Source organism: Burkholderia sp. MBR-1 (assembly GCF_013822785.1).
GTDB classification, from domain to species: Bacteria; Pseudomonadota; Gammaproteobacteria; order Burkholderiales; family Burkholderiaceae; genus Burkholderia; species Burkholderia vietnamiensis.
In genome coordinates, this window is record NZ_CP053609.1 from 112,080 (window position 1) to 137,781 (window position 25,702).

General features: G+C 68.3%; 21 protein-coding genes and 1 riboswitch. Of the genes, 2 read left to right on the forward strand and 19 right to left on the reverse strand.

Annotated elements, in window-relative coordinates:
• Positions 1–13: 13 nt before the first annotated feature.
• Positions 14–211 carry a sulfur carrier protein ThiS gene (gene thiS / locus MBR110_RS00525; protein ID WP_011883040.1) on the reverse strand — a complete coding sequence of 66 codons (198 nt, stop codon included), beginning with the start codon at positions 209–211 and terminating at the stop codon, positions 14–16.
• A 32-nt stretch (positions 212–243) separates the two neighbouring features.
• Positions 244–1,395 carry an FAD-dependent oxidoreductase gene (locus tag MBR110_RS00530; protein WP_045578585.1) on the reverse strand — a complete coding sequence of 384 codons (1,152 nt, stop codon included), beginning with the start codon at positions 1,393–1,395 and terminating at the stop codon, positions 244–246.
• 234 nt (positions 1,396–1,629) lie between these two features.
• Positions 1,630–1,752: riboswitch (TPP riboswitch) on the reverse strand.
• A gap of 269 nt (positions 1,753–2,021) precedes the next feature.
• Here MBR110_RS00530 and MBR110_RS00535 point away from each other — a divergent pair.
• Positions 2,022–3,788 carry an ABC transporter ATP-binding protein/permease gene (locus MBR110_RS00535; RefSeq protein WP_014722304.1) on the forward strand — a complete coding sequence of 589 codons (1,767 nt, stop codon included), beginning with the start codon at positions 2,022–2,024 and terminating at the stop codon, positions 3,786–3,788.
• A gap of 112 nt (positions 3,789–3,900) precedes the next feature.
• On the opposite strand, the gene thpR is transcribed toward MBR110_RS00535, so the two are convergent.
• From thpR to MBR110_RS00560, 5 genes are all read right to left on the reverse strand, one after another.
• Complete coding sequence (gene thpR, locus MBR110_RS00540) at positions 3,901–4,455, reverse strand: RNA 2',3'-cyclic phosphodiesterase (protein WP_014722303.1); 555 nt, start codon at positions 4,453–4,455, stop codon at positions 3,901–3,903.
• Positions 4,452–4,694 (reverse strand): hypothetical protein, encoded by a 243-nt coding sequence (locus MBR110_RS00545; protein ID WP_014722302.1) that lies wholly within the window; start codon positions 4,692–4,694, stop codon positions 4,452–4,454. The genes thpR and MBR110_RS00545 overlap by 4 nt, the downstream gene beginning before the upstream one ends.
• A 275-nt stretch (positions 4,695–4,969) precedes the next feature.
• Positions 4,970–6,436, reverse strand: a complete 1,467-nt coding sequence (locus tag MBR110_RS00550; protein WP_014722301.1) for a glutamate synthase subunit beta — start codon at positions 6,434–6,436, stop codon at positions 4,970–4,972.
• A gap of 85 nt (positions 6,437–6,521) precedes the next feature.
• Positions 6,522–11,225: a glutamate synthase-related protein gene (locus MBR110_RS00555; RefSeq protein WP_011883035.1), complete on the reverse strand. Its 4,704-nt coding sequence runs from the start codon at positions 11,223–11,225 to the stop codon at positions 6,522–6,524.
• Positions 11,226–11,523: 298 nt separating this feature from the next.
• Positions 11,524–12,237, reverse strand: a complete 714-nt coding sequence (locus tag MBR110_RS00560) for a transposase (protein ID WP_034194003.1) — start codon at positions 12,235–12,237, stop codon at positions 11,524–11,526.
• Between the two features lie 192 nt (positions 12,238–12,429).
• Between MBR110_RS00560 and MBR110_RS00565 the strand changes: the two genes are divergently transcribed.
• Positions 12,430–13,161, forward strand: coding sequence for an OmpW/AlkL family protein (locus MBR110_RS00565; RefSeq protein WP_011883033.1), 732 nt, complete (start codon positions 12,430–12,432; stop codon positions 13,159–13,161).
• A gap of 168 nt (positions 13,162–13,329) precedes the next feature.
• Here the strand turns inward: MBR110_RS00565 and ugpQ are convergent, their stop codons facing one another.
• The 12 genes from ugpQ to MBR110_RS00625 form a co-directional block, all read right to left on the reverse strand.
• Positions 13,330–14,094 (reverse strand): glycerophosphodiester phosphodiesterase, encoded by a 765-nt coding sequence (ugpQ, locus tag MBR110_RS00570; RefSeq protein ID WP_059735028.1) that lies wholly within the window; start codon positions 14,092–14,094, stop codon positions 13,330–13,332.
• 35 nt (positions 14,095–14,129) lie between these two features.
• On the reverse strand, positions 14,130–15,215 hold the full coding sequence (locus tag MBR110_RS00575; RefSeq protein WP_011883031.1) for a sn-glycerol-3-phosphate import ATP-binding protein UgpC: 1,086 nt from the start codon (positions 15,213–15,215) through the stop codon (positions 14,130–14,132).
• A gap of 32 nt (positions 15,216–15,247) precedes the next feature.
• Entirely contained in the window at positions 15,248–16,093 is an 846-nt protein-coding gene (gene ugpE, locus MBR110_RS00580) for a sn-glycerol-3-phosphate ABC transporter permease UgpE (protein WP_011883030.1), read from the reverse strand.
• Positions 16,090–16,974, reverse strand: a complete 885-nt coding sequence (ugpA, locus tag MBR110_RS00585; protein ID WP_011883029.1) for a sn-glycerol-3-phosphate ABC transporter permease UgpA — start codon at positions 16,972–16,974, stop codon at positions 16,090–16,092. The genes ugpE and ugpA overlap by 4 nt, the downstream gene beginning before the upstream one ends.
• Positions 16,975–17,071: 97 nt before the next feature.
• Positions 17,072–18,406: a sn-glycerol-3-phosphate ABC transporter substrate-binding protein UgpB gene (gene ugpB / locus MBR110_RS00590; protein WP_181709123.1), complete on the reverse strand. Its 1,335-nt coding sequence runs from the start codon at positions 18,404–18,406 to the stop codon at positions 17,072–17,074.
• 90 nt (positions 18,407–18,496) lie between these two features.
• The gene (locus MBR110_RS00595) at positions 18,497–19,705 is read right to left on the reverse strand and encodes a deoxyguanosinetriphosphate triphosphohydrolase (RefSeq protein WP_059897039.1); all 1,209 of its coding nucleotides are present in this window, start codon (positions 19,703–19,705) and stop codon (positions 18,497–18,499) included.
• A gap of 41 nt (positions 19,706–19,746) precedes the next feature.
• The gene (gene aroB, locus MBR110_RS00600) at positions 19,747–20,826 is read right to left on the reverse strand and encodes a 3-dehydroquinate synthase (protein WP_181709124.1); all 1,080 of its coding nucleotides are present in this window, start codon (positions 20,824–20,826) and stop codon (positions 19,747–19,749) included.
• Positions 20,823–21,377, reverse strand: a complete 555-nt coding sequence (locus MBR110_RS00605; RefSeq protein ID WP_011883025.1) for a shikimate kinase — start codon at positions 21,375–21,377, stop codon at positions 20,823–20,825. The genes aroB and MBR110_RS00605 overlap by 4 nt, the downstream gene beginning before the upstream one ends.
• A 40-nt stretch (positions 21,378–21,417) precedes the next feature.
• On the reverse strand, positions 21,418–23,091 hold the full coding sequence (locus tag MBR110_RS00610) for a type IV pilus secretin PilQ (RefSeq protein WP_059735024.1): 1,674 nt from the start codon (positions 23,089–23,091) through the stop codon (positions 21,418–21,420).
• Positions 23,088–23,957 carry a hypothetical protein gene (locus MBR110_RS00615; protein WP_059735022.1) on the reverse strand — a complete coding sequence of 290 codons (870 nt, stop codon included), beginning with the start codon at positions 23,955–23,957 and terminating at the stop codon, positions 23,088–23,090. The genes MBR110_RS00610 and MBR110_RS00615 overlap by 4 nt, the downstream gene beginning before the upstream one ends.
• Positions 23,954–24,577: a hypothetical protein gene (locus tag MBR110_RS00620; RefSeq protein ID WP_059567685.1), complete on the reverse strand. Its 624-nt coding sequence runs from the start codon at positions 24,575–24,577 to the stop codon at positions 23,954–23,956. The genes MBR110_RS00615 and MBR110_RS00620 overlap by 4 nt, the downstream gene beginning before the upstream one ends.
• Positions 24,578–24,585: 8 nt before the next feature.
• The gene (locus MBR110_RS00625; RefSeq protein ID WP_041493738.1) at positions 24,586–25,509 is read right to left on the reverse strand and encodes a hypothetical protein; all 924 of its coding nucleotides are present in this window, start codon (positions 25,507–25,509) and stop codon (positions 24,586–24,588) included.
• Between the last annotated feature and the right edge of the window lie 193 nt (positions 25,510–25,702).

Here is a 25,702-nt window from a genome sequence, read left to right on the forward strand (position 1 = left end):
AACGCGGCGACGCTCAGCCGCCTGCGACGGGATGCACCACGTCGAGCTTGTCGCCCGCCGCGAGTGCGCGCGCCGCATGCTGCGTGCGCGCGACGAACGTGCCGTTCAGCGCGACCGCGTACGGCGGGCGCGCGCCGTACGCGGCGAGCGCATCGGCGACGGTCGCGCCGTCGGGCAGCGTCAGGGTCTGCTGGTTGATCTGGATATCCATGAGGCTCGGTCGGATTCGGTCGGCGGCGCGCGTCAGGCCGGCTGGCGCGCGTCGTCGCGGTGATGAAGGAGCGTCGGCCAGCGCGCGGCGTCGCGCCACGCGGCAAACGCGTCGGCATCGGCGAACGCGCCGCCGAGCGCCGCCTGCGCGAGCGCGGCGGCCGCCTGCGCGACTTCCGGCGCGATCATGAAGCCGTGCCGGTACAGGCCGTTGACCGCGAGCGTCGTCGCGCCGTCCCAGATCACCGCGGGGCGGTGATCGGGCAGCGTCGGGCGGCACTGCGAATTCAGTTCGAGGATGCGCGCCTCGCCGAACGCCGGGTGCACGGAGAACGCCGCGCTCAGCAGCTCGAGCGCCGAGCGCACGCTGACGGGCGACATGTCCTCGCCTTCCACCTCGGTCGCGCCGATCACGTACAGGTCGTCCTGCTTCGGCGCGATGTACAGCGGATAGCGCGGATGCAGCAGCCGCACCGGCCGCGTGAGGCCGATGCCGGGCGCGTGCACGCGCGCGACTTCGCCGCGGATGCCGCGCAGCGCCGGCAGCGCCGGTTTCGCGCCGAGCCCGCGGCAATCGATCGTGAAATGCGCGTCGGGACGGTTCGCGTCGTCGATCGTCGCGTGCCAGTGCAGCTCGACGCTGCGTTGCGCGAGGCCGGCCGCCAGCGCGTGCAGCGCCTGCCGGTTGTCGAGCTGCCCTTCGCGCGGCAGCATCAGGCCGCGCGCGAAGCGGCCGGCGAGCGCGGGCTCGGCCGCATCCACCTGCGCGCCGGCCAGCGCCACGAAGCCGCCGTCGAACAGCTCGGCCGGCGCGTTCGCGCGCACGCGGCGCTCGAACAGCGGCGCTTCCGCGCGATCGGCGTGATGCCAGACGACCAGCGTGCCGCGATGCTGGAAGAACACGGGTTCCGGCAACTCGGCGAGCCATTGCGGCCAGCGCGCGAGCGACGCGACACCGAGCTCGGTGATCAGCAGCTCGGCGCTCGCCGCCTCGGCGACGGGCGCGAGCATCGCGGCGGCGATCCATGCGGCCGACTGCTCGCCGTCGGGGCCGCCGCGCTCGTACAGGGCGACGCGATGCCCGTCGCCGGCGAGTCGCCAGGCGACCAGGCGGCCGACGAGGCCGCCGCCGAGTACCGCGAAATCCGGGCGCGACGCGCCGAGGTTCGACGTGCGGAGATTCATCGTGCGCCCTCCATGCGAAGCGCGCGGGCCTGAACGGCCGACGCAGGCGCGTGCGCGCCGCCTCGTGCAGACGCACGCGGCAGCGGATCGGGAACAGCGAAAAAGACTGAAGATTGAGCGGTCATCATTCCTTCCGTAACGCGCGATGCGCGTACCCAAAAGGACGAAACCGGCAGCAAAGGCCGGCCGGGCGGGACTCGGGCGCTGACCATGTGGGATGGCGGCCAGCGCGGCCCGGCGGGATCAGAAACTTCCCTCGCCGGTATTACCCGGATCGGGTGCGAAGGGTCTTTCTCAGCCTCGCAGCGCTGCCCGGAACTACCCGCGGCCGCACTCGAAGCACCCCTGTTTCGTCGTCGGCCATTAGACCATAAAAGCGGAAAGCGCCGCAAACTGTCCCCGTGCGGCAAATTCGCCCGTCGCAGCGCGCCGCTCTGGCACAATGCCCGCAGGCCGGCTGCGCGAGCGGCCGGTTGCCGCGTCACCGCCGGCCTTAAGTGCCGTTTAAGGCGCGCGGGCGACCATCCCGACGCCCGCTGTCGGTCGGCACCTCGTCGCCGGCATCTCGTATCGCGGCGCGCGTCCGGTCCGCCCGGCCCGCGCGCCGGCCACTCACCAGGAAGCACATGACCCAATCGATCGATCCCGTCCGCTCCGACGCCGCGCCGCAGGACGAGCGCCCGGTATCCGCGTGGAGCCTCATCAAGCCCTACTGGGTGTCGTCCGAATGGAAGGTCGCGTGGGGGCTGTTGATCACGATCGTCGCGATCAACCTCTGCGTGGTCTGGATCAACGTCAAACTGAACAAGTGGAACGCGCAGTTCTACAACGCGCTGCAGTCGAAGGACGTCCACGAATTCCCGAACCTGCTGATGCAGTTCTCCGCGCTCGCGTTCGGCTTCATCATCCTTGCGGTGTACGGCCGCTACCTGCGCCAGATGCTCGGCTTCCGCTGGCGCCAATGGCTCACCGACCGCATTCTGGGCCAGTGGCTCGGCGATCGCGCGTTCTACCGGATCGAGCGCGACCACCTCGCCGACAACCCCGACCAGCGGATCACCGACGACCTCCAGTCGTTCGCGACGACGACGCTCGCGCTGTCGCTCGACCTGCTGTCGACGGTCGTCACGCTCGTGTCGTTCATCACGATCCTGTGGTCGCTTGCCGGCGCGTTGAGCGTCTCGCTCGGCGCGACGCCGATCACGATTCCCGGCTACATGGTGTGGGCGGCCGCACTGTACGCAGTGGTCGGCTCGGTGATCATCCAGAAGGTCGGTCACCCGCTCGTGTCGATCAACTACCAGCAGCAGCGCGTCGAGGCCGACTTCCGCTTCGGGCTGATCCGCGTGCGCGAGAACGCCGAGCAGATCGCGTTCTACGACGGCGAGAAAACCGAGACCGCCAACGCGCAGGGCCTGTTCATGCGCATTCGCGACAACTGGTGGCGCGTGATGAAATACACGAAGCGCCTCACGTTCGTGCTGAGCTTCTACGGGCAGATCGCGATGATTTTCCCGCTCGTCGTCGCGGCGCCGCGCTATTTCGCGGGTGCCTTCTCGTTCGGCGTGCTGATGCAGATCTCGTCCGCGTTCAACACCGTCAGCGATTCGTTCTCGTGGTTCATCAACAGCTACGGCACCCTCGTCGAATGGCGCGCGACCGTCAACCGTCTGCGCGAATTCAAGCGCGTGATGGGCACGTCGCATCTGAAGGAAAGCCTGTCGCCCGCGACCGAGCATGGCGGCATCAACCTGCACTACGTCGATGCGGCGAAGCTGTCGACGTCGTCGCTGAAGCTCGCGCTGCCGAACGGCACCGCGCTCGCGAACATCGGCAACGTGACGATCGAGCCGGGCTCGCGCTGGCTGGTGGTCGGCAAGTCGGGTTCCGGCAAGAGCACCTTCATGCGCGCGCTCGCGGGCCTGTGGCCGTTTGGCGACGGCGCGATCGACGCGCCGGTCGGCGCGCGGTTGATGTTCGTGCCGCAGACGAGCTATCTGCCGATCGGCACGCTGAAGGCCGCACTCACCTATCCGGCCGCGCCCGATGCCTTCACCGACGACGCATGCCGCGACGCGCTGCGCGCGTGCCGCCTCGAAGGCTACGTCGACCGTCTGGACGAAACCGGCCACTGGACGCGCGTGCTGTCGCCGGGCGAACAGCAGCGGCTCGCGGGTGCGCGCGTGCTGCTGCACAAGCCCGACTTCCTGTTCCTCGACGAAGCGACGAGCGCGCTCGACGCCGACAACGAAGCGCGGCTCTATCACTTGTTCGCCGAACGGCTGCCGAAAGCGGCGATCGTCAGCATCGCGCATCGCGAGGCGCTGGCTGAGTTCCACGTCGGCACGATCAACGTCGAGCGCGTGAACGACGACGACAAGGTTGCCGCGTAGCGCCCTGTAACGCTGCGTTCCTGCATGGCGCGGCATTCCTGAGTAGCGCTGCACTCGTTATGCAGCGAAGCAACGAGCCGGCGCGCTGCACCGGCTCGCCGTCCCTTCTGCCCTACCCGCCCGCAGCCGCGATCGGCGCCGACACGATCGGCACATGCGACACGCCTTCGTGCGACAACCGGCTTTCGAACAACGTCAGCGCGTCGAAGCGCAGCGCGAGCGGCCGGCCGATCGCGCCGCCATGCGCGGGCTGCCCGTCCGCGTCGCGCGGCAGCCGTGCGAGCGTCACGTGCGGCCGGAACGGCCGGTGATCGGCCGGCACGCCGAGCTCGCGCAACACCGCAGACAACGCCGCGTTCAGCGCCGCGCACGCGGGATCGGCCGCGAGTTCGGCCACGATCAGCCTGGCGCGCGGCAGGCTCGGCCACCATGCGATCCGCTCGACCTGCTGCAGCGGCAGCGCGTGGGCGGCCGCGAGCGCCGGCAGACGCGCGGCCAGCAGGTCGCACCGCGGGCGCTCGATCGCGCCGATGAACGCAAGCGTCACGTGAAGTTGGGCCGCCGGCGTGCGGCGTGCGCCGCGCGTGACCGGCAACGCATGCAGCGCGTCGCTCGATGCCCGATCGGGCATCAGCGCGACGAATGCACGGAGCCGGTCGCCGTTCATGATTCGCGCGCCGCGATGCGCGTGTCGGCCAGCGCATCGGCGCCGGCCGGCAGCACGCATGCGCGTGCCGGGATCGTGTGGCGCGCGAACGCCGGCTTAGCGATGCGCTGCCGGCGATAGTCTCCCCACGCGGCACGCGCATGCTTGCCGGGCGAGAGGATCACAACGAAGTTGACGACCGCCATCGCCGGCACGATCCCGTAGACGGCGTTGAACAGACCAGGCACGGATGCGCTCATCCTCAATCCTTCTACAGGGCTCGGTCATATGCGCCGGCCGCGCGAACGCCGCCGTCGGGACGACATGATCGGATCGGGCAGCCCGCCCGAAAACCGCAAACGGAAACGATCGGCGCTCGCATGACGTCGCGACCCGATGTGATCAGATTAGGCGACGCATCGCGAAGATGCGTCGACGCGCGCGATGCGACCGCGCACCACGGGCGGTCGGCTGCCATAAAAAAACGGGCGCCCTCGCGGACGCCCGTCTCGTCGAAACCTGCTCGCGGCCGAAATCAGCGCGGCAGTTCCGAATGCCCCATCAGGTACGCATCGACCGAGCGCGCGCACTGGCGGCCTTCGCGGATCGCCCACACGACGAGCGACTGGCCGCGGCGCATGTCGCCGGCCGCGAACACCTTGTCGACCGACGTGTAGTACGAGCGCTCGCCTTCGGTGGCAGCACGCGCATTGCCGCGCGCGTCCTTCGCGACGCCGAACGCGTCGAGCACCGGCGCCGCCGGCTGCGTGAAGCCCATTGCGAGCAGCACGAGGTCGGCCTTCATCTCGAACTCGGAGCCCGGCACTTCCTGCATCTTGCCGTCCTTCCACTCGACGCGCACCGCGATCAGCTTCTCGACCTTGCCGTTCTTGCCTTCGAGGCGCTTCGTCGCGACCGCCCAATCGCGCTCGCAGCCTTCCTCGTGCGACGACGACGTGCGCAGCTTGATCGGCCAGTACGGCCACACGAGCGGCTTGTTCTCCTCTTCCGGCGGCTGCGGCAGCAGTTCGAACTGCGTGACCTGCTTCGCGCCGTGACGGTTCGACGTACCGACGCAGTCCGAACCCGTATCGCCGCCGCCGATCACGATCACGTGCTTGCCCTTCGCGAGCAGCTGGTCGGTGAGCTTGTCGCCCGCGTTCACGCGGTTCTGCTGCGGCAGGAAGTCCATCGCGAAATGGACGCCGGTGAGCTCGCGGCCCGGCACCGGCAGGTCGCGCGGCGTTTCCGAACCGCCCGCGATCACGACCGCGTCGAATTCTTCCTTCAGCGTGTCCGGCGAAATGGTTTCCTTCGCGAGGTTGCCGATCGACTCGGGCAGCGGCTCCTTGCCGATGAACACGCTGGTGCGGAACGTCACGCCTTCGGCTTCCATCTGGCGCATGCGGCGGTCGATCAGCCACTTCTCCAACTTGAAGTCGGGGATCCCGTAACGCAGCAGCCCGCCGACGCGATCGTTCTTCTCGAACACCGTTACGTCATGGCCGGCGCGCGCGAGCTGCTGCGCGGCCGCGAGGCCCGCGGGGCCCGAGCCGACGACCGCGACCTTCTTGCCCGTCTTGTGCTCGGCCGGCTGCGGCTTCACCCAGCCTTCGGCCCAGGCCTTGTCGATGATCGCGTGCTCGATCGACTTGATGCCGACCGGATCGTTGTTGATCCCGAGCGTGCACGCCGCCTCGCACGGCGCCGGGCAGATCCGGCCCGTGAACTCCGGGAAGTTGTTGGTCGAATGCAGGACTTCGATCGCCTGCTGCCAGTCCTGGCGATACACGAGATCGTTGAAGTCCGGAATGACGTTGTTGACCGGGCAGCCGTTGTTGCAGAACGGGATGCCGCAATCCATGCAGCGCGCGCCCTGGACCTTCGCGTCCGCGTCGGTCAGCGCCGCGACGAATTCCTTGTAGTGCTTCACGCGCGTGAGCGGTGCTTCGTACGCCTCGTGGCGGCGTTCGAACTCCAGAAAACCGGTTGCCTTGCCCATAAGGTGCTCTTCTGTTCGGTGTATCGGGTGGGGGACCCGCGCGCAGCCGTCAGGCGCGCGCGGCATTCGCTATGTCGTTCGTCGCTCAGGCGGCCAGCGCTTGCTTCGCCGCCTTCTTCGCACCGATCTCGCCCAGCGCGCGCTTGTATTCGTTCGGGAACACCTTCACGAACTGGCGGCGCGCCGCGTCCCAGTTTTCCAGCAGCGACTTCGCGCGCGGCGAACCCGTGAACTGGAAATGACGCTCGACGAGCCCCTTGAGCAGCGCTTCGTCCGTCGTGCCCGCGTGCCAGAGCGCGCGATCGACCGTGCGCTCCTGCTCGGCCTGCTGCAGCACCGGATCGAGCGCGACCATCGCCTTGTTGCACTTCGCCGCGAACGTGCCTTCCGGATCGTAGATGTACGCGACGCCGCCCGACATGCCGGCCGCGAAGTTGCGCCCGGTTTCGCCGAGCACGACCACCGTGCCGCCCGTCATGTATTCGCAGCCGTGGTCGCCCGTGCCTTCGACGACCGCCGTCGCGCCCGAGTTGCGCACGCAGAAGCGCTCGCCCGCGACGCCGCGGAAGAACGCCTCGCCTTCGAGCGCGCCGTACATCACCGTGTTGCCGCAGATGATGTTCTCTTCGGACTTGCCGCGGAAGTCGTTGGTCGGACGGATGATGATCCGGCCGCCCGACAGGCCCTTGCCGACGTAGTCGTTGCCGTCGCCGACGAGGTCGAGCGTCACGCCCTTCGCGAGGAACGCGCCGAAGCTCTGGCCGGCCGTGCCTTTCAGCTGGATGTGCACGGCGTCGTCGGCGAGGCCGTCGTGGCCGTGCTTCTTCGCGATCACGCCCGACAGCATCGCGCCGACCGTCCGGTTCACGTTGCGCACCGGCTGGATGAACGACACATGCTCGCCGTTCTCGATCGCGGCCTTCGCCTTCTCGATCAGCACGTGGTCGAGCGCGCGCTCGAGGCCGTGGTCCTGCCCTTCGACGTGACGGCGGGCGACGTCCTCGCAGCCTTCCGGCTGATAGAACACGCGCGAGAAGTCGAGGCCCTTCGCCTTCCAGTGCTCGATGCCCTTGCGGGTGTCGAGCAGGTCGGGGCGGCCGATCAGGTCGTCGAACTTCGCGATGCCGAGCTGCGCCATGATCTCGCGCACTTCCTCGGCGACGAAGAAGAAGTAGTTCACGACGTGCTCGGGCTGGCCCTTGAACTTCGCGCGCAGCACCGGATCCTGCGTCGCGACGCCGACCGGGCACGTGTTCAGATGGCACTTGCGCATCATGATGCAGCCTTCGACGACCAGCGGCGCCGTCGCGAAGCCGAATTCGTCCGCACCGAGCAGCGCGCCGATCACGACGTCACGGCCCGTCTTCATCTGGCCGTCGGCCTGCACGCGGATGCGGCCGCGCAGGCGGTTCAGCACCAGCGTCTGCTGCGTTTCGGCGAGGCCGAGTTCCCACGGCGTGCCCGCATGCTTGACCGACGACAGCGGCGACGCACCGGTGCCGCCGTCATGGCCGGCGATCACGACGTGGTCGGCCTTCGCCTTCGCGACACCGGCCGCGACCGTGCCGACGCCGACTTCCGACACCAGCTTCACCGAGATGCTCGAGCTCGGGTTGACGTTCTTCAGGTCGTGGATCAGCTGCGCCAGATCCTCGATCGAGTAGATGTCGTGGTGCGGCGGCGGCGAGATCAGGCCGACGCCCGGCACCGAATAACGCAGCTTGCCGATGTACTCGGACACCTTGTGGCCCGGCAGCTGGCCGCCTTCGCCCGGCTTCGCGCCCTGCGCCATCTTGATCTGGATCTGGTCGGCCGACGCGAGGTACTCGGCGGTGACACCGAAGCGGCCCGACGCGACCTGCTTGATCTTCGAGCGCAGCGAATCGCCGTCCTTCAGCGGAATGTCGCTGACGATCTCGTCGCCGATCACCGACTTCAGCGTCTCGCCCGCCTTGATCGGAATGCCGCGCAGTTCGTTGCGGTAGCGCTTGTCGTCCTCGCCGCCTTCGCCGGTGTTCGACTTGCCGCCGATCCGGTTCATCGCGATCGCGAGCGTCGCGTGCGCTTCGGTGCTGATCGAGCCGAGCGACATCGCGCCCGTCGCGAAGCGCTTGACGATTTCCTTCGCCGGCTCGACGTCGTCGATCGGGATCGCACGGGTCGGGTCGACCTTGAACTCGAACAGGCCGCGCAACGTCATGTGGCGCTTGGTCTGGTCGTTGATCAGGTGCGCGTATTCCTTGTACGTCTGGTACGAGTTGCTGCGCGTCGCGTGCTGGAGCTTCGCGATCGAATCCGGCGTCCACATGTGGTCTTCGCCGCGCACGCGGTAGGCGTACTCGCCGCCCGCGTCGAGCATGTCGCGCAGCACCGGGTTGTCGCCGAACGCATCGCGGTGCAGGCGGATCGCTTCTTCCGCGACTTCGAACAGGCCGATGCCGCCGACCTTCGATGCCGTGCCCTTGAAGTACTTCTCGACGAGGTCGCTCGACAGGCCGAGCGCTTCGAAGATCTGCGCGCCCGTGTACGACATGTACGTCGAGATGCCCATCTTCGACATCACTTTCTGAAGGCCCTTGCCGACCGCCTTCGTGAAGTTGTAGATCGCCTTCTCCGGCGACAGGTCGCCCGGCAGGCCTTCGGCCATCTTCGCGAGCGTTTCCATCGCGAGGTACGGGTGCACGGCTTCCGCGCCGTAGCCGGCGAGCAGCGCGAAGTGATGCGTCTCGCGCGCGGAGCCCGTCTCGACGACGAGGCCCGTGCTCGTGCGCAGCCCTTGCTGGACGAGGTGCGTGTGGATCGCCGACGTGGCGAGCAGCGCCGGAATCGCGACGTGGTCGGCATCGGTCTTGCGGTCCGACACGATCAGCATGTTGTAGCCGGACTTCACCGCGTCGACGGCTTCGGCGCACAGCGACGCGAGGCGCGCCTCGATGCCTTCCTTGCCCCATGCGACCGGATAGCAGATGTTCAGCTCGTACGCGCTGAACTTGCCGCCCGTGTACTGGTCGATCGCGCGGATCTTCGCGATGTCCTTGAAGTCGAGCACCGGCTGCGACACTTCGAGACGCATCGGCGGGTTGATGTTGTTGGTGTCGAGCAGGTTCGGCTTCGGACCGATGAACGACACGAGCGACATCACCATGTTCTCGCGGATCGGGTCGATCGGCGGGTTCGTGACCTGCGCGAACAGCTGCTTGAAGTAGTGATAGAGCGTCTTGTTCTTGTTCGACATCACCGCAAGCGGCGAGTCGTTGCCCATCGAGCCGACGGCTTCCTCACCCTGCGCCGCCATCGGCGCCATCAGGAACTTGAGGTCTTCCTGCGTATAGCCGAACGCCTGCTGACGGTCGAGCAGCGCGGCGCCCTGCGTGCGGCCGGCCGCCACGTCCTCGGCCTTCGGCTCGATTTCGTCGAGCTTGATGCGCACGGCGTCGATCCAGCTCTTGTACGGCTTCGCGTTCGCGAGGTTGTCCTTGAGCTCCTTGTCGTCGATGATGCGGCCGTGCTCCATGTCGATCAGGAACATCTTGCCCGGCTGCAGGCGCCACTTCTTGACGATCTTCGATTCGGGGATCGGCAGCGTGCCGGCTTCCGACGCCATGATCACGAGATCGTCGTCGGTCACGATGTAGCGCGCCGGGCGCAGGCCGTTGCGGTCGAGCGTCGCGCCGATCTGGCGGCCGTCGGTGAACGCGATCGCGGCCGGGCCGTCCCACGGCTCCATCATCGCGGCGTGGTATTCGTAGAACGCGCGGCGGTTCTCGTCCATCAGCGTGTGCTGCTCCCATGCTTCCGGGATCATCATCATCACTGCGTGCACGAGCGGATAGCCGGCCATCACCAGCAGTTCGAGACAGTTGTCGAACGATGCGGTGTCGGACTGGCCCGGATAGATCAGCGGCCACAGCTTCGGCAGATCGTCGCCGAGCACGTGCGACGCGATCGCGCCGGTACGCGCGTTCAGCCAGTTCACGTTGCCCTTCACGGTGTTGATCTCGCCGTTGTGCGCGATCATCCGGTACGGGTGAGCGAGTTCCCAGGCCGGGAACGTGTTGGTCGAGAAGCGCTGGTGCACGAGCGCGAGCGCCGACACGACGCGCGCGTCCTGCAGGTCGCGGTAATACACGCCGACCTGGCCGGCGAGCAGCAGCCCCTTGTACACGATGGTGCGCGCCGACATCGACGGCACGAAATATTCCTTGCCGTGCTTGAGCTTCAGCGCCTGGATGCGGTGGCTGGCGGTCTTGCGGATCACGTACAGCTTACGCTCCAGCGCATCCGTCACCATGATGTCCTTGCCGCGGCCGATGAAGATCTGGCGGATCAGCGGCTCGCTCGCCTTCACGGTCGGCGAGATCGGCATCGCATGGTCGACCGGCACGTCGCGCCAGCCGAGCACGACCTGGCCTTCGGCGCGCACGGTGCGCTCAAGTTCCTGCTCGCAGGCGAGGCGCGACGCGTTTTCCTTCGGCAGGAAGATCATGCCGACCCCGTATTCGCCGGCCGGCGGCAGCGTCACGCCCTGCTTCGACATTTCCTCGCGATAGAACGCGTCCGGGATCTGGATCAGGATGCCCGCGCCGTCGCCCATCAGCGGATCGGCGCCGACGGCGCCCCGGTGATCGAGGTTCTCGAGGATCTTCAGGCCCTGCTGAATGATCTCGTGGCTCTTCTTGCCCTTGATGTGAGCGACGAAGCCGACGCCACAGGCGTCGTGTTCGTTTTGCGGGTCGTACAGACCTTGTGCGGCGGGCACCGCGGCGAGCGGCTTCTGGTGGTCGTTCATGGGGACACCGTCGTAAAGGGGCCTCGAGGGCCGTTGAACCATTTTTCTGTTGCCGTCGATCCCGCTCCGGCAGGAGACGGCACGGCCGACGGTGGTTGGGCATGCTGCATGCTGCATGCGCCCGGGCCACCGGAATTCGGAATATACGCGACGAATCAAGGGAATAGCAACAAAAACCGGATGATCGAACCCCAATTAAACAGATGCTCAGATGTGGTGCCTATTTATTGGGGCCGTAACGATTTGGTGCAAAAAGAAGCGGCGCCCGCAGCGCCGCTCCCCGCCCGCCTCCCCGGCGCTACTGCTGGGCCGGCGGCGTGTTTTCGCGCACCTTTCTGGGGCGTCCGCGCGGCAGCGGCGACACGCGCCGGTTCGCGGTGCGGGCGGCCCACTCGCGGTAGTTGTCGCCGCCGAGCACCCAGCCTTTCAGCGTCGCCTGCTGAAGCTGATCGGCCTGCCGCTCGTCGAGCGGTTGTTCGCACAGCTCCTTGTACGCGCGCTGACGGTCGAACGGCGTGTTGCCGAGCGCCCAGTAGAGCGGGTGGTCGGTAATCAGGCTGTCGACGGTCAGGCCCACGTGGTGCCGGTAGCTCGACCATCGATACGCGTCGGCCGTCGCCACCAGCTGCGAGCGCACCGGGCTCATCTCGACCACGCGGCTCGCGAGCAGGAAATAGCGCTCGCCTTCGATCACCGTCGCGCGGTAGCGGCCTTCCCACAACGTGCCGCGGCGCGAGTAGCGCCGGTTGAAGTGCGCGACGTAGCGGCGGCCGACGGCCTGCATCGCCTTCGGCAGGCTCGCCTCGTCGCTCGGCGTGACGAGCAACTGCACCTGACGCGGCAGCAGCACGTACGCGTGCACCGAAAGATGGTGATCGCGTGCCGCCGCCTTCAGACAATCGATGAAGAGTTCGTAGTCCTGGTCGTCGACGAACGCGGGTTGCTGATCCAGCCCGCGCAGTATCACGTGCTGAGGCTGGTCGGGAACATAGAGTCGTGCTAACCGTGCCATGCTGAATGTCCGTTTGAACGCGTTAGGAAATACCCTGGGGTCCGAATTACGCATTTGCGTAGAATGCCTGTCCCTGCGGGGCGCGAAAGCGTACGGTCGTGCGGATCCTAGGGAGAAAGCTCTAACTTACGAGCTTGTTTGGTTTTAAACGCAGTCGTCATAATGAGCACGCCTTTGATCGGAGGAGACACAATGAAACGAAAACTGGCCATTACGGGGGCCGCTGCGCTCGCATTCGCGGCCGCAGGCGGCACGGCACACGCACAATCCGCAGGTGATTTCTACGTCAGCACCGGCTGGTTCCACCTGTCACCGCAAGACAGCAGCGACCCGCTGTTCGTGTACGGCGTCGGCGGCACGCCCGTCAATCAATCCGTTCCCAACACCGGCGCCGGCATCAACGACGCCGATACGCTCGGCTTCGCATCCGGCTACTTCCTTACCGACCACATCTCCACCGAATTCGTTCTCGGCATACCGCCGAAGTTCGACATCACCGGCAAGGGTCAGTTCTCGCGCTTCGGCGTGCTCGGCCGGGCATACCAGTGGAGTCCGGCGGTGTTGCTGCGCTACCACTTCAACGACGCCAACGCGAAGTTCCGGCCGTACGTCGGCGTCGGCGCTACCTACGTCTGGTTCACCGGCGCGAAGATCACCAACAGCACCTTCGAGAACGGCGTGCTCGGCGGCCCGACCAGCGCCACCACGAGCAACCAGTGGGCGCCCGTGTTCAACGCCGGCTTCTCGTACAACTTCACGAAGCACTGGTTCGCCGGGCTGTCGATCTCGTACGTGCCGGTGAGCGTCACCGCCACGTTCACGACCGCCCGCCGCACCCAGGTCGGCACGCTGACCGAGACGTCGAAGGCTCGCATCGCGCTGAACCCGATCGTCACGTACGTGAACGTCGGCTACCGCTTCTAAGCGTAGTCGAATATTTGGGGAATGGTTAATCCTGCTGCAATTTGTAGCGGATTTTTCCGAGCGTAACGTCTCCACGATGCAAAACGCCCCGGCGGGAAACCGCCGGGGCGTCGTTTTTTCGCGTCAGGCACGCTGGCGAAACGCGAAACGAATTCGGCTCGCGCGGGCTTACACGATGTCGTCGAGCGCCGTCGGGCCGATCAGGTCGATGCGGTCGGTGCAGATCGCGTCCACGCCCCAGCGCACGAGCTCGCGCGCCCTGCCGAGGTCGTTCACCGTGTAAACCAGGATGCGCAGGCCGGCCGCCTTGATCGCCCGCACGAGCGGCTCATTCAATTGCGTGTGGTCCGCATGCAACGACGTGCAGTCGAGCGCGCCGACGGCCTGCGCGTGCCAGTCGTCGGGCACGCGCTCGTACAGCATGCCGCGCGGCAGCCCGGGCGCCGCGTCGCGCGCGTGCCGCAGTGCATCGAACGAGAACGACGACAGCAGCGGCGGCACGGCGGCGCCGTGCCAGTACGCCGCCGCATCGGCGGCCACCCGCCGCCCGGTGTCGGATTCTCGGCCGGGGCACGGCTTGATCTCGACGTTCGCGGCCAGCCCGAGCGTCATGCAGCGCGCCGCCGCCGCCTCGAGCGTCGGCATCCGCTCGCTGGCAAAGCGCGCGTCGAACCACGCGCCGGCGTCGAGCGCGGCGAGCGCCGCATAGCGCATGCCCGCCGCCGGCCCGCTTCCGTCGGACGTGCGATCGACCGTGTCGTCGTGCAGCAGGAACGTCACGTCGTCGCCGGACAGCTTCGCGTCGAATTCGACCATCCGGTGGCCGCGCCGCGCGCCCTCGTCGAGCGCGGCAAGCGTGTTCTCCGGCGCGAGCGTGCCGCCGCCGCGATGGGCGACGACGCGCGGATAGGGCCAGTCGGGTCGGGAAGTCATCGTCAGCCTCGTCGCTCGTTCGGAGGTTCGTCGGGTCAGCCGGCGCGCCGGCCGGTTTCGGGATCGAAGAAGTGCAGCCGGTGCGCAGGCAACGACGCAGCCAGCGCGGTGCCGCGCGCCGGACGGTCCGCGTGCGGCAGCCGCACCGCGACGTCGTGGTTGCCCCAGCGGCCGTGCGCGAGGTTGTCCGCGCCGAGCAGCTCGCACGAATCGACCGGCAACGTCGCCTGGGCGACGCCCGGCTGCGGCGTCATATGCTCCGGCCGCACGCCGAGCACCCAGTCGCGACCGGTGGCGATCGTCGTGCCGACGCCCGGTGCGCCGGCCACCGGCAGCGCCGGGCCGCCGCCCGCGACCGTGAACGTCGCGCCGTCCGCCGACAGCGCGCCGTGCATCAGATTCATCGCCGGCGAGCCGATGAAGCCGGCGACGAACACCGTCGCCGGCTTCTCGTACACGTCGACCGGCGCGCCGATCTGCTCCGCGTAGCCGCGGTTCATCACGATCACGCGCTGCGCCAGCGTCATCGCCTCGATCTGGTCGTGCGTCACGTACACGCTCGTGGTCGCGAGCCGCGCATGCAGCCGCTGGATCTCCAGGCGCATCTGCACGCGCAGCTTCGCGTCGAGGTTCGACAGCGGCTCGTCGAACAGGAACACCGACGGCTCGCGCACGATCGCACGCCCCATCGCGACGCGCTGGCGCTGGCCGCCCGACAGCTCGCGCGGCCGCCGCGCGAGCAGCGGCTCGAGCTCGAGGATCTTCGCCGCCGCGGCCACCCGCTCGTCGATCGTCGCGCGCTCGACGCCGCGAATCTTCAGCCCGTAGCCCATGTTCTGCGCGACCGTCATGTGCGGATACAGCGCGTAGTTCTGGAACACCATCGCGATGTCGCGATCCTTCGGCTCCAGCGCGTTGACCACGCGATCGCCGATCGCGATTTCGCCGTCCGTCACCGTCTCGAGCCCCGCGATCATCCGCAGCAGCGTCGACTTGCCGCAGCCCGACGGGCCGACCAGCACGATGAATTCGCCGTCGGCGATCTCCACGTCGATGCCGTGCAGCACGTGCTGCTTGCCGTCGTAGGATTTCCTGACGCCCTTCAAGCTCAGCGCAGCCATACCTGGTCCTTCTCCCGGTTACCGGAGGTTGATCATTTTTCGGAATCGACGAGGCCGCGCACGAACCAGCGCTGCATCGCCAGCACGACGACGAGCGGCGGAATCATCGCCAGCAGCGTCGCCGCCATCACGTATTGCCATTCGGTCGCGGCGTCGCCGCTCGCGATCATCGTCTTGATGCCGACCACCGCCGTCGACAGCGACGCCTCCGTCGTGATCAGGATCGGCCACAGATACTGGTTCCAGCCGTAGATGAACGTGATCACGAACAGCGCGGCGATGCTCGTCTTCGACAGCGGCAGCACGACGTCCCAGAAAAACCGCAGCGGCCCCGCGCCGTCGATGCGCGCGGCGTCCATCAGCTCGTCGGGCAGCGTCATGAAGAACTGGCGGAACAGGAACGTCGCGGTCGCCGACGCGATCAGCGGCAGCGACAGCCCCGCGTAGGTGTTGGTCAGGTGCAGCGTCGACACGACCTGCACGGTCGGGAAGATCCGCACCTCGACCGGCAGCATCAGCGTGACGAAGATCAGCCAGAACGCGGTGTTGCGCAGCGGGAAGCGGAAATAGACGATGGCGTACGCGGACAGGATCGACACCGCGATCTTGCCGACCGCGATCCCGAGCGCCATCACGAAGCTGTTCACCAGCAGCCGGCCGAACGGCGCGGTCGTGCCGCCGCTGCCGTGGCTCCAGATGTACGCGACGTTCTCCAGCAGATGCGTGCTCGGCACCAGCGACAGCGGGATCGTGAACACTTCCTGCGCATTCATCGTCGCCGCGCAGAACGCGACGTACACCGGGAACACGATCACGACGACGCCCGCGAGCAGCACCGCGTGGCAGAACAGGTCGAAGCCCTTGCGATTTTCGATCATGCGTATTGCACCCTGCGTTCGACGAAGCGGAACTGGATCACCGTCAGGCCGACGACGATGATCATCAGCACGACCGACTGCGCGCCCGAGCTGCCGATGTCGAGGCCCTGGAAGCCTTCCGTGAAGATCTTGTAGATCAGCGTCTTCGTGCTTTGCGCGGGGCCGCCGCCGGTGGCCGCGTCGATCACCGGGAACGTGTCGAAGAACGCGTACACGAGATTGACGACCAGCAGGAAGAAGCTGGTCGGCGACAGCAGCGGCAGCACGATGTTGAAGAAGCGCCGCACCGGCCCGGCGCCGTCGATCGCGGCCGCCTCGATCAGCGAGCGCGGAATCGCCTGCAGGCCCGCGTAGAAGAACAGGAAGTTGTAGCTGACCTGCTTCCACACCGATGCGAGCACGACCAGGAACATCGCCTGGCCGCCGTTCAGCGCGTGGTTCCAGACGATGCCGCCCTTGGCGAGCGCATAGGTGACGAGGCCGATGCTCGGATTGAACAGGAACGCCCACAGCACGGCCGCGATCGTCGGCGCGACGGCGTACGGCCAGATCAGCAGCGTCCGGTACACGCGCGCGCCGCGGATCACGCGGTCGGCGCACGCGGCGAGCAGCAGCGACACGACGAGCCCGCTCACCGTGACGAGCGTGCTGAACACCAGCGTCGTGCGGAACGAGTCGACGTAGAGCGGATCGGCAAACAGACGCGTGAAATTCGCGAAGCCGACGAATTCGCTCGACGTGCCGAAGGCGTCCTGCATCTGCGTCGACTGCCACAGCGCGACGCCTGCCGGCCACAGGAAGAATACGGCGGTGATCGCGAGCTGCGGCGCGATCAGCAGGTACGGCAGCAGGCTCGCGCCGAAACTGGAACGGGATTGCATCGCGGAGATCCGGTCAGGCAAAGCGGAAAGGAGGCCGTGCCGCCGCCCGCGCGCGCCACTGCGACGCGCCGGCCGGCGACACGAACGCGACGCGGGCTCAGCCGCCCGACTTCTCGAAGCGGCGCAGCAGCTCGTCGCCGCGCGATGCGGCCGAGTCGAGCGCGTCCTTCGGCGACTTCTTCTGCGCCCAGACCTGCTCGAGCTCCTCGTCGACGATGGTGCGGATCTGCGGCATGTTGCCGAGCCGCAGCCCCTTCGTGTAAGGCAGCGGCGGCTTGTTCATCATCTGCTTGATCGCCGTTTCCGCGCTCGGGTTCTTCGCATAGAAGCCCTGCTGGCGCGTGAGCTCGTACGCGGCGGTCGTCACCGGCAGATAGCCGGTTTCCTGATGCCACTTCGCGGCGATCGGCGGCGACGCGAGGAACGCGAGAAATTTCGCGACGCCCTTGTAGGTGGCCGCGTCCTTGCCGCCCAGCACCCACAGGCTCGCGCCGCCGATGATCGCGTTCTGCGGCGCGCCCTTCACGTTCGCGTCGTACGGCATCATGCCGGTGCCGTAGTTGAACTTGGCGAACTTCTGGACGTTGGCGAGCGCGCCCGACGACGTCGTCAGGATCCCGCAGTCGCCGCTGTAGAACTTCGCGGATGCTTCGTCCTTGCGGCCCGCATACGTGAACGTGCCGTCCTTCACCATCTGCTGCAGGAACGCGATGTGAGCGATCTGCTGCGGCTTGTTGAATTCGAGCACCGCGTCGGCACCGTCGAAGCCGTTGTTGCGGCTCGCGTACGGCAACGCATGCCACGCGCTGTAGTTCTCGAGCTGGATCCAGCCCTGCCAGCCGGTCGTGAAGCCGCAGGACATCCCGGACTTGCGCAGCTTCTCCGCGTCGGCCTGCACGTCGGCCCAGGTCTTCGGCGGCTGGTTCGGATCGAGCCCGGCCTTCTTGAACGCGTCCTTGTTGTAGTACAGCACCGGCGTCGAGCTGTTGAACGGCATCGACACCAGATGGCCCGTCTTCGCGTCGCTGTAGTAGCTGGCGATGGTCGGCACGAACGCCTTTTCGTCGAGCGGCACGCCGGCCTGCTTGAACACGTCGTAGACGGGCACGACGGCCTTCTTCGCCTGCATCATCGTCGCGGTGCCGACTTCATAGACCTGGAGGATCGCCGGCGCGTTGCCGCTGCGATACGCGGCGATGCCGGCCGCGAGCGCCTGGTCGTAGGTGCCCTTGAAGACCGGCACGATCTTGTAGTCGCTCTGCGATGCGTTGAACTGCGCGGCGAGCTCGTTCACGCGCTCGCCGAGCGCCGACTCCATCGCATGCCAGAACTGGATTTCCGTCGCGGCCCATGCCGCGTGCTGCATCCCGAACATCAACGCGCCGCCGAGCGCGATCGAGCGAACCAGGGTCCCCGCAGGCTTCTTATTCATCGACCTCTCTCCTATGAAAACGTTACCAACAGCGTGTGCAACATTCCCATCGCCATTGAACCGGCGAAGTCTAGTGATCGTTTGTGACAGTCAGTTGTCGTTGACGACGAACAGGCGCTGATATTCCTTCAGCGCGAAGCGGTCGGTCATGCCGGCGATGTAGTGCGCGACGAGCCGCGGCTGCTGCGCGGGATCGTCCGACTGGTACGGCGGCGGCAGCAGGCGCGGATCGTCGATGAACGCGTCGAACAGCCCGGTGACGACGCGCTGCGCCTTGTTGGCCATGCGCATCACCTTGTAGTGGCGGTACAGGTTCTTGAACAGGAAGCGCTTGAGCGCGGCGGCCTGCGCGGCGACGGGCTCGCTGTGCGCGACGAGCTGCGGCGCCGCGCGCACGTCGTCGAGCGAGGCCGGTGCGACGCGGGCGAGATTGCGCGTGGTTTCGTCGATCAGGTCGACGATCAGCGTGTTGATGATGCGGCGCACCGTCTCGTGCACGAGGCGGCGGCCTTCGAGATGCGGGAATTCGGCGAGCGCGGCCTCGTAGTGGCGCTGCCACAGCTCGACTTCGGCGAGCTGCTCGATCGTGATCAGCCCGGAGCGCAGGCCGTCGTCGACGTCGTGATTGTTGTACGCGATTTCGTCGGCGATGTTCGCGAGCTGCGCTTCGAGCGACGGCTGGCGGCCTTGCAGGAAGCGCTCGCCGAGCGCGCCGAGCTTGCGCGCGTTCTCGCGCGAGCAGTGCTTGAGGATGCCTTCGCGCGTCTCGAAGCACAGGTTCAGGCCGTTGAACGCGCCATAGTGTTCCTCGAGCTCGTCGACGACGGCCAGGCTCTGCAGATTGTGCTCGAAGCCGCCGTGCTCGCGCATGCACGCGTTCAATGCGTCCTGCCCGGCATGGCCGAACGGCGTATGACCGAGATCGTGCGCGAGCGAAATCGCTTCGACGAGATCCTCGTTCAGGCGCAGGTTGCGCGCGACCGAACGCGCGATCTGCGCGACTTCCAGGCTGTGCGTGAGACGGGTGCGGAACAGGTCGCCTTCGTGATTGACGAACACCTGGGTCTTGTACTCGAGCCGGCGGAACGCGGTCGAGTGAACGATGCGGTCGCGGTCGCGCTGGAACTCGGTGCGGGCCGCCGGCGGCTGTTCGGCATGACGGCGCCCGCGCGACTGCGATGCATGAGCGGCATACGGAGCGAGATGGGCTTCCAGCGCCGCCAGCGTCGGCGGCTCGGCCGGCGCCGCGACGGATGCGCGGCCGGCTTCGATCGGTTTGCTGCTGGATGTCTCGCTCACGTGTGCTCCATGTCAGGGGCGCCGGGCCATCCGGAGCGCCGTTACCGGGTGGTCTTCGCCAGCGTGGCGAACACGGCTTCGTCGGGTGCCGGCGCGATCAGCGTATCGCCGAATCGCTTCAGCAGGATGAACTTGATCGCGCCGGCCTCGGCCTTCTTGTCGACGCGCATCAGGTCCATATAGCGCGCCTCGCCGAGCGCCGGCCCGCTCACCGGCAGACGGGCCGCGGCGATCACCGTATCGAGCCGCTGCCGCGATGCTTCGTCGAGCAGGCCGAGCCGCACGGACAGATCGCCCGCCATCACCATCCCGCAGCCGACCGCCTCGCCGTGCAGCCATTCGCCGTAGCCGAGCCCGGCCTCGATCGCATGACCGAACGTATGGCCGAAGTTCAGGATCGCGCGCAGGCCGCCTTCGCGCTCGTCAGCGGCGACCACGCTCGCCTTGATCTCGCACGAGCGCTTCACCGCATGCACGAGCGCGGCCGGCTCGCGGCGGTTCAGCGCGTCGACGTTGGCCTCGATCCAGTCGAAGAATTCGGCATCGGCGATCGCGCCGGTCTTGATGACCTCGGCGATGCCGGCCGCCAGCTCGCGATCGGGCAGCGTCGCCAGCGCGCCGATATCGGCGACGACCGCCTGCGGCTGGTAGAACGCGCCGATCATGTTCTTGCCGAGCGGATGATTGATGCCCGTCTTGCCGCCGACCGACGAATCGACCTGCGACAGCAGCGTCGTGGGCACCTGGATGAACGGCACGCCGCGCATGTAGCAGGCAGCCGCGAAACCGGTCATGTCGCCGATCACGCCGCCACCGAGTGCGATCAGCGTCGTCTTGCGATCGGCGCGCTCGGTGAGCAGCCCGTCGAAGATCAGGTTGAGCGTTTCCCAGTTCTTGTAGGCCTCGCCGTCCGGCAGGACGACGGTGGACACGCGCTTGCCGAGCGGCGCGAGCGCGGCGCGCAGCGCATCGCCGTACAGCGGATCGACGGTCGTGTTCGTGACGATCGTCACCGACGAACCGTTGATGTGAGGAGCGAACAGCTCGGTGCGGCCAATCAGGCCGGCACCAATGTGAATCGGGTAGGCGCGGTCGCCCAGATCGACGTTGACGGTAATCATGCTTGTAGCGGCTTGGCGATGACGCCTGCGAGTTCGAGTTGCATCAGCACCATGTTGACGAGGCCGTTGACCGACGGGCGGCCCGTCTCGATGATGAAATCCGCGCATTCGCGGTACAGCGGGTCGCGCGCTTCGTACAGCGCTTCGAGGCGGGCTTTCGGATCGTCGGTCTGCAACAGCGGGCGGTTCTTGTCCTTGCGCGTGCGCAGCCACAGATCGTGCGGATTGGCGCGCAGATAGATGACGATGCCGTGGTTTTTGAGGCATTCGCGATTTTCGGCGCGCAGCACCGCGCCGCCGCCGGTCGCCAGCACGATGTTCTCGCGCTGCGTCAGCTCGGCGATCACCTGCGATTCGCGGTCGCGAAAGCCGGCCTCGCCCTCCATCTCGAAGATCACCGGGATGCGGGCGCCCGTGCGGGCCTCGATTTCGTGGTCGGAGTCGAAGAACGTCCTGTCGAGCCGGCGCGCGACCGCACGGCCCACGGTGGTCTTACCCGCTCCCATAAGGCCGACGAAAAATACGTTTGCGTGTGGGTCCCGCGCTTGCAACGGCTTCCTCTGCTTGAATCTTGCTGGTGTGTGGCGCAGCTTACTGGCAAAGCGGCCGCCTTGTCGAGCCTGCGCCGTCGGCTTCCGGCCCCGTTTGTGCCGGATCGGCGTCGCTCGTCACGGCGGGGTCGCAACGTGCGCCGACGACCGTCGGCGTGATGAAGACGACCAGTTCGCTGCGCTGGTCGCTGCGCGCGCGGTGCCGGAACAGCGCGCCCAGAACCGGTATTCTGCCCAACAGCGGCACGCGCGTCACATCGTCCCGCCTCAGTTGCTCGTAGATCCCGCCGATCGCGACCGTACCGCCGTCCTCCACCTCCACGCGCGTCTGAACGTGCTTCGTATGAATCGCCGGACCGGCCGCGGTCGGCTCGCCGATGCTGTCCTTCGTCACGTCGAGGTCGAGCACGACGCGCCCGTCGGGCGTGATCTGCGGCTCGACCTCGAGCTTCAGCGTCGCGCGGCGGAACTGCACGCCGCTCACGCCGTTGCCGACCTTTGCCTGGTACGGCACCTCGGAACCCTGTTCGACGATCGCCTTCACGCGATCGGCCGTCACCACGCGCGGCCTGGAAACGATCTGGCCGCGCCCTTGCGCCTCCAGCGCGCTCAGCTCGATGTCGAGCACGCGACTGAGCGGCGCGGCGAACAGCGTGAAGCCGGCCGTGGCCGCGTCGAGGCCGCCGATGGCGCGGGCCGTCAGATCGAGCGCATTGCGCGTGTCGGTTGCGGCCGTCGCGCCGTCGGCCGCCGGGGCGCGCCCGTGGGCGCGCAGCGCGACGCGCGCACCGAGGTTGCGCGAAAAGCCCTGTTCGCCTTCGACGATCCGCGCCTCGATCCGGACCTGTCGCGAAGCTCGGTCGATCGCGTCGATCAGCTCCGCAATCTGGGCGATGCGCGGCGCAAGATCGGTGACGAACAGCAGGTTCATCCGCGGATCGGCGGCCGCGGCGCCGCGTCTGGACAGCAGGCGCTGGCCGGTCGCGCCGGCCAGCAGCCGCTGCACGTCCGCCGCACGCGGGTAACGCAGCGCGAAGGTGCGGCTCGCGAGCGGCTCCAGCTCGGCCGCGCGCGCATGGGTTTCGAAGCGCTCGCGCTCCCGGGCAGCCAGTTCGGCCGCCGGCGTGACCCAGATCACGTTGCCGCGCCGGGACATCGCGAGCCCGTGCGTGTCGAGCAGCGTATCGAATGCATCGCGCCAACGGACATTGTTCAGACGCAACGTAACGGTGCCGCGCACCTGCTCGCCGACGATGATGTTCAGGCCGGTGAAGCGCGCGAGCGCGTCGAACGCAGCGGCCAGCGCGGCGCCTTGCAGATTCAGCGAGATTCGCCGTGCATCGTCCGCGTCGCCCGCATGCCGCGCCGCGGGGTCGTTCATCCGCGTGGGCGGCGGCAATGGAATCGGCGGACCTTCCAGCACCGGCTGCTGCGGCGGCAACGCCGACGACGCGCTCGCGCCTGCGTCGTGCACCGTGCGCGCCGCCGCGTTGAACGGCGCTGGCTCGGCCGGCGCGCGGGCCGGCGCGTCGGCGGCAACGGTCGGGCCGTCGGGCGCGCCTTGCGGCAACGGCACGTCGGCGCCGTGCAGCGATATCGACGCGATCGGCCATCCTGACGGCGGCAAAGGAGGCAGCGGCGGCAGCGGCGCCTGTGCCGCCGATGCGTCCAGCCCCGCGCAGAGTACGATCGCCCACCACGCATGCCGGCTCATGGGTGGCCTCCGTCGTCCACGACGAACCGGCGTGCGCCGTCGGCCGTCGCGAGCGTTACCGCGCCAGCCTCGACACGCGTCACGCGCGCCGCGCCGAGAGCGTCGCCGGGCGCGACCGTCGAGAACTTGCCGTTGCCGGATTCGAACAATGCGAGCGCCGCACGAGCGTCGCGAATCGTGCCGGCGAGGCGCGGTGCGGAATCGTCGGACATCGGCTCGCCCGTGCCGCCGAACGGATCGCCGGCCGCCGTTACGGCAGGCGGCGCAGCGGCATCGCCGGGCATCGAAGCGGGCCGCAACTCCGCGAACACGTCGAGCGTCACGTCCATCCGGGCGGCGGACGCCTTCCGCTCGATCTGCAGGCGCGTCGGCACCACCAGCGCTTGGAAGCGCGCGAGGCCGTCCGTCAGCCGCAGCAGCGCCGCGAAACCGCCTTCCGCGACCATTCGGACGGTTCGCCGGCCTTCCGGCGCAGTCTGGTCTGCACGCCCCGGCTCGATCGACACGATCCGCAAGCCGCTCGCGCCGGCCAGGTCCGCCAGTTCCAGCAGCAGCGCGGGCCACGCCGGTGTGGCTGGCGCGCCGCGGTCGCGCAGCGCGGCGGAGCCGCGGTCGCGCTGCTGCGCGGCTGCCGTGGGAAGCATCCGCCGTGCAGCAGCGACGCGCGCGTGCGCGGTCGCCAGCAGCGCACGGCTGCGGTGGAACCCGCTCGCGTCGGCGGCGTCCATCAGATATATGACGCCGCACGCGACGGCGGTAAATGCCAGCACGCAGCCTATCGCGTGGGCGGCGGCCGGCGACATCCGCGTCACGCGGCCGAGGCGCTGCGCAACGCCGGGCATGGAGCGATACGCGAGCGCCGTCATGCGCCGCCTCCCTTCACGTTCGGCCGTGGCGACGCATCGTGCCAGCGCACCTGCACGGAGAACCGGAACGGCGCGGCGGCGCCCGCGTCCGGCGCACCCGAAGCAGGCGTCAGCGCGCCAAGGTCGAATTGCCAGCCGGGCTGCCCGGCCGCGATCCGGGCAAGCCACCGTGCGGCCGCAGCGTAGGTCGACGCGCGCGCGTCGAGCACGGCTCCTGACGAAGTCGTCCGCAGCGCGTCGAGTCGCACCGAGTCGTCGGGCGCATGCGCCAGTATCGCGATCAACGCGACGACGCGCCGGGACGGTGCAGCCAGCTCGGCCGCCCGCGCGTCGCGTTGCGTGGCATCCGCGGCCGCGCTGGCGGCGCGCCGGGCGACATCCAGCTGCGGCTGCCACTGGCGCAACTGCGCGTCCAGCCGCGCGCGCTCGGCGTCGAGGTTCCATCGCCACACGGTCGCGGCTCCCGTCCAAAGACCGGCCGCGAGCACGCCGAGCACGATGGCCGCGCCCAGATGCGTCGCGCGCCGACGGCGCAACGCCTGGGCGAGCCGCTCTCGGTACGGCAGCAGATTGAAGCCGCCGAGCGCGGCTCGGCTCGCGATAGCCGGCCCGGCTCCCATGCCGGCCATCATTCCCACACCCCGCGCAACGCCAGCCCGATCGCGAGCGCAAATGCCGGCTCGCCCGCGCAGCCTACGGGCCCGCTGGGCAGCCCGTCCCATCCGGTGCAGTCGAACGGCACCGCCGCTACGCCGAGCGCATCGCCGATGTCGGCGACCGACGTGCCGCAGCGGGCCATGCAGCGCTCGTCGCCGGCCACCAGCGCGCAGCGCACGGGCTCGAGAGCGCAGCGCCGCAACGCGTCCGGCAACCCCGACCGCTCGTTGCCCGACACCGCGAGCACCGAGGCGGCGACCGATCCGTCGACCCGCCAACCGTACACGCCCGAATCGCCGAACCAGAACGCTGCGTACGGCCCGTGCGCATCGTGCTCGAACTGCGCGGCATAGCGCAGCGCGCGCAGCGCGGCCGCCGACTCTGCGTCGACCGCCGTCAGGTCGATGCCGGCCTGCGCGGCGACGTCGATCCGCCGCTCGAGCAACGCCTGCGGCGCCACGGCGACCGCAATCTCGCCCACGCATGCGCCGTCGTCCTGCCGCCAGTCGTACGCGAGACTGTCGGGCGCCAGCCCCGAGATGCGCTCGGCGGCCTGACGGGCGGCATCAGCGACGTCGGCGCGTCCGGCCAGATCGAGCGTCGCCGTGCGCATCTCGTCATCGCGCAGCGCCATCACGCCGCGCGTGTCGCAGCGCACGCCAGCCGCGGACAGCCGCGCCACGGCCGCCGCCAACGCGCGCGCCACCGAGGCCCAGCGCGCATCGTCGGGCCCGCCCGCGAGGCCCACCGACTCCCGTTCGAGGCCGTCGACACGCACCTCCGCAGCTCGGCCGCGCCGGCTCAGCACGGCCACTCTCACCTCGTCAGCCGCGACGTCGATCCCCGTCGAACGGTGCCTGCCCGGCGCGAAGCGCGCCGCCCATCGTCCAGCCATCCCAGCCTCCCGCGATCGTTGCGGCCCACGCCGCGTTTCCGAGCACTGATTCTGCTGAGCGGCGGGCGCGGCCGACAGTCGGCCGAACGGCCAGTTGTGGCGCGAGCCGAGCGCGTGGACACTGTGTCGGCGACACCGCGATTGGCCGCTTCGCCGCGGGCGCTCGCCGTGTCAGGACCGGTCGTACCGGGCA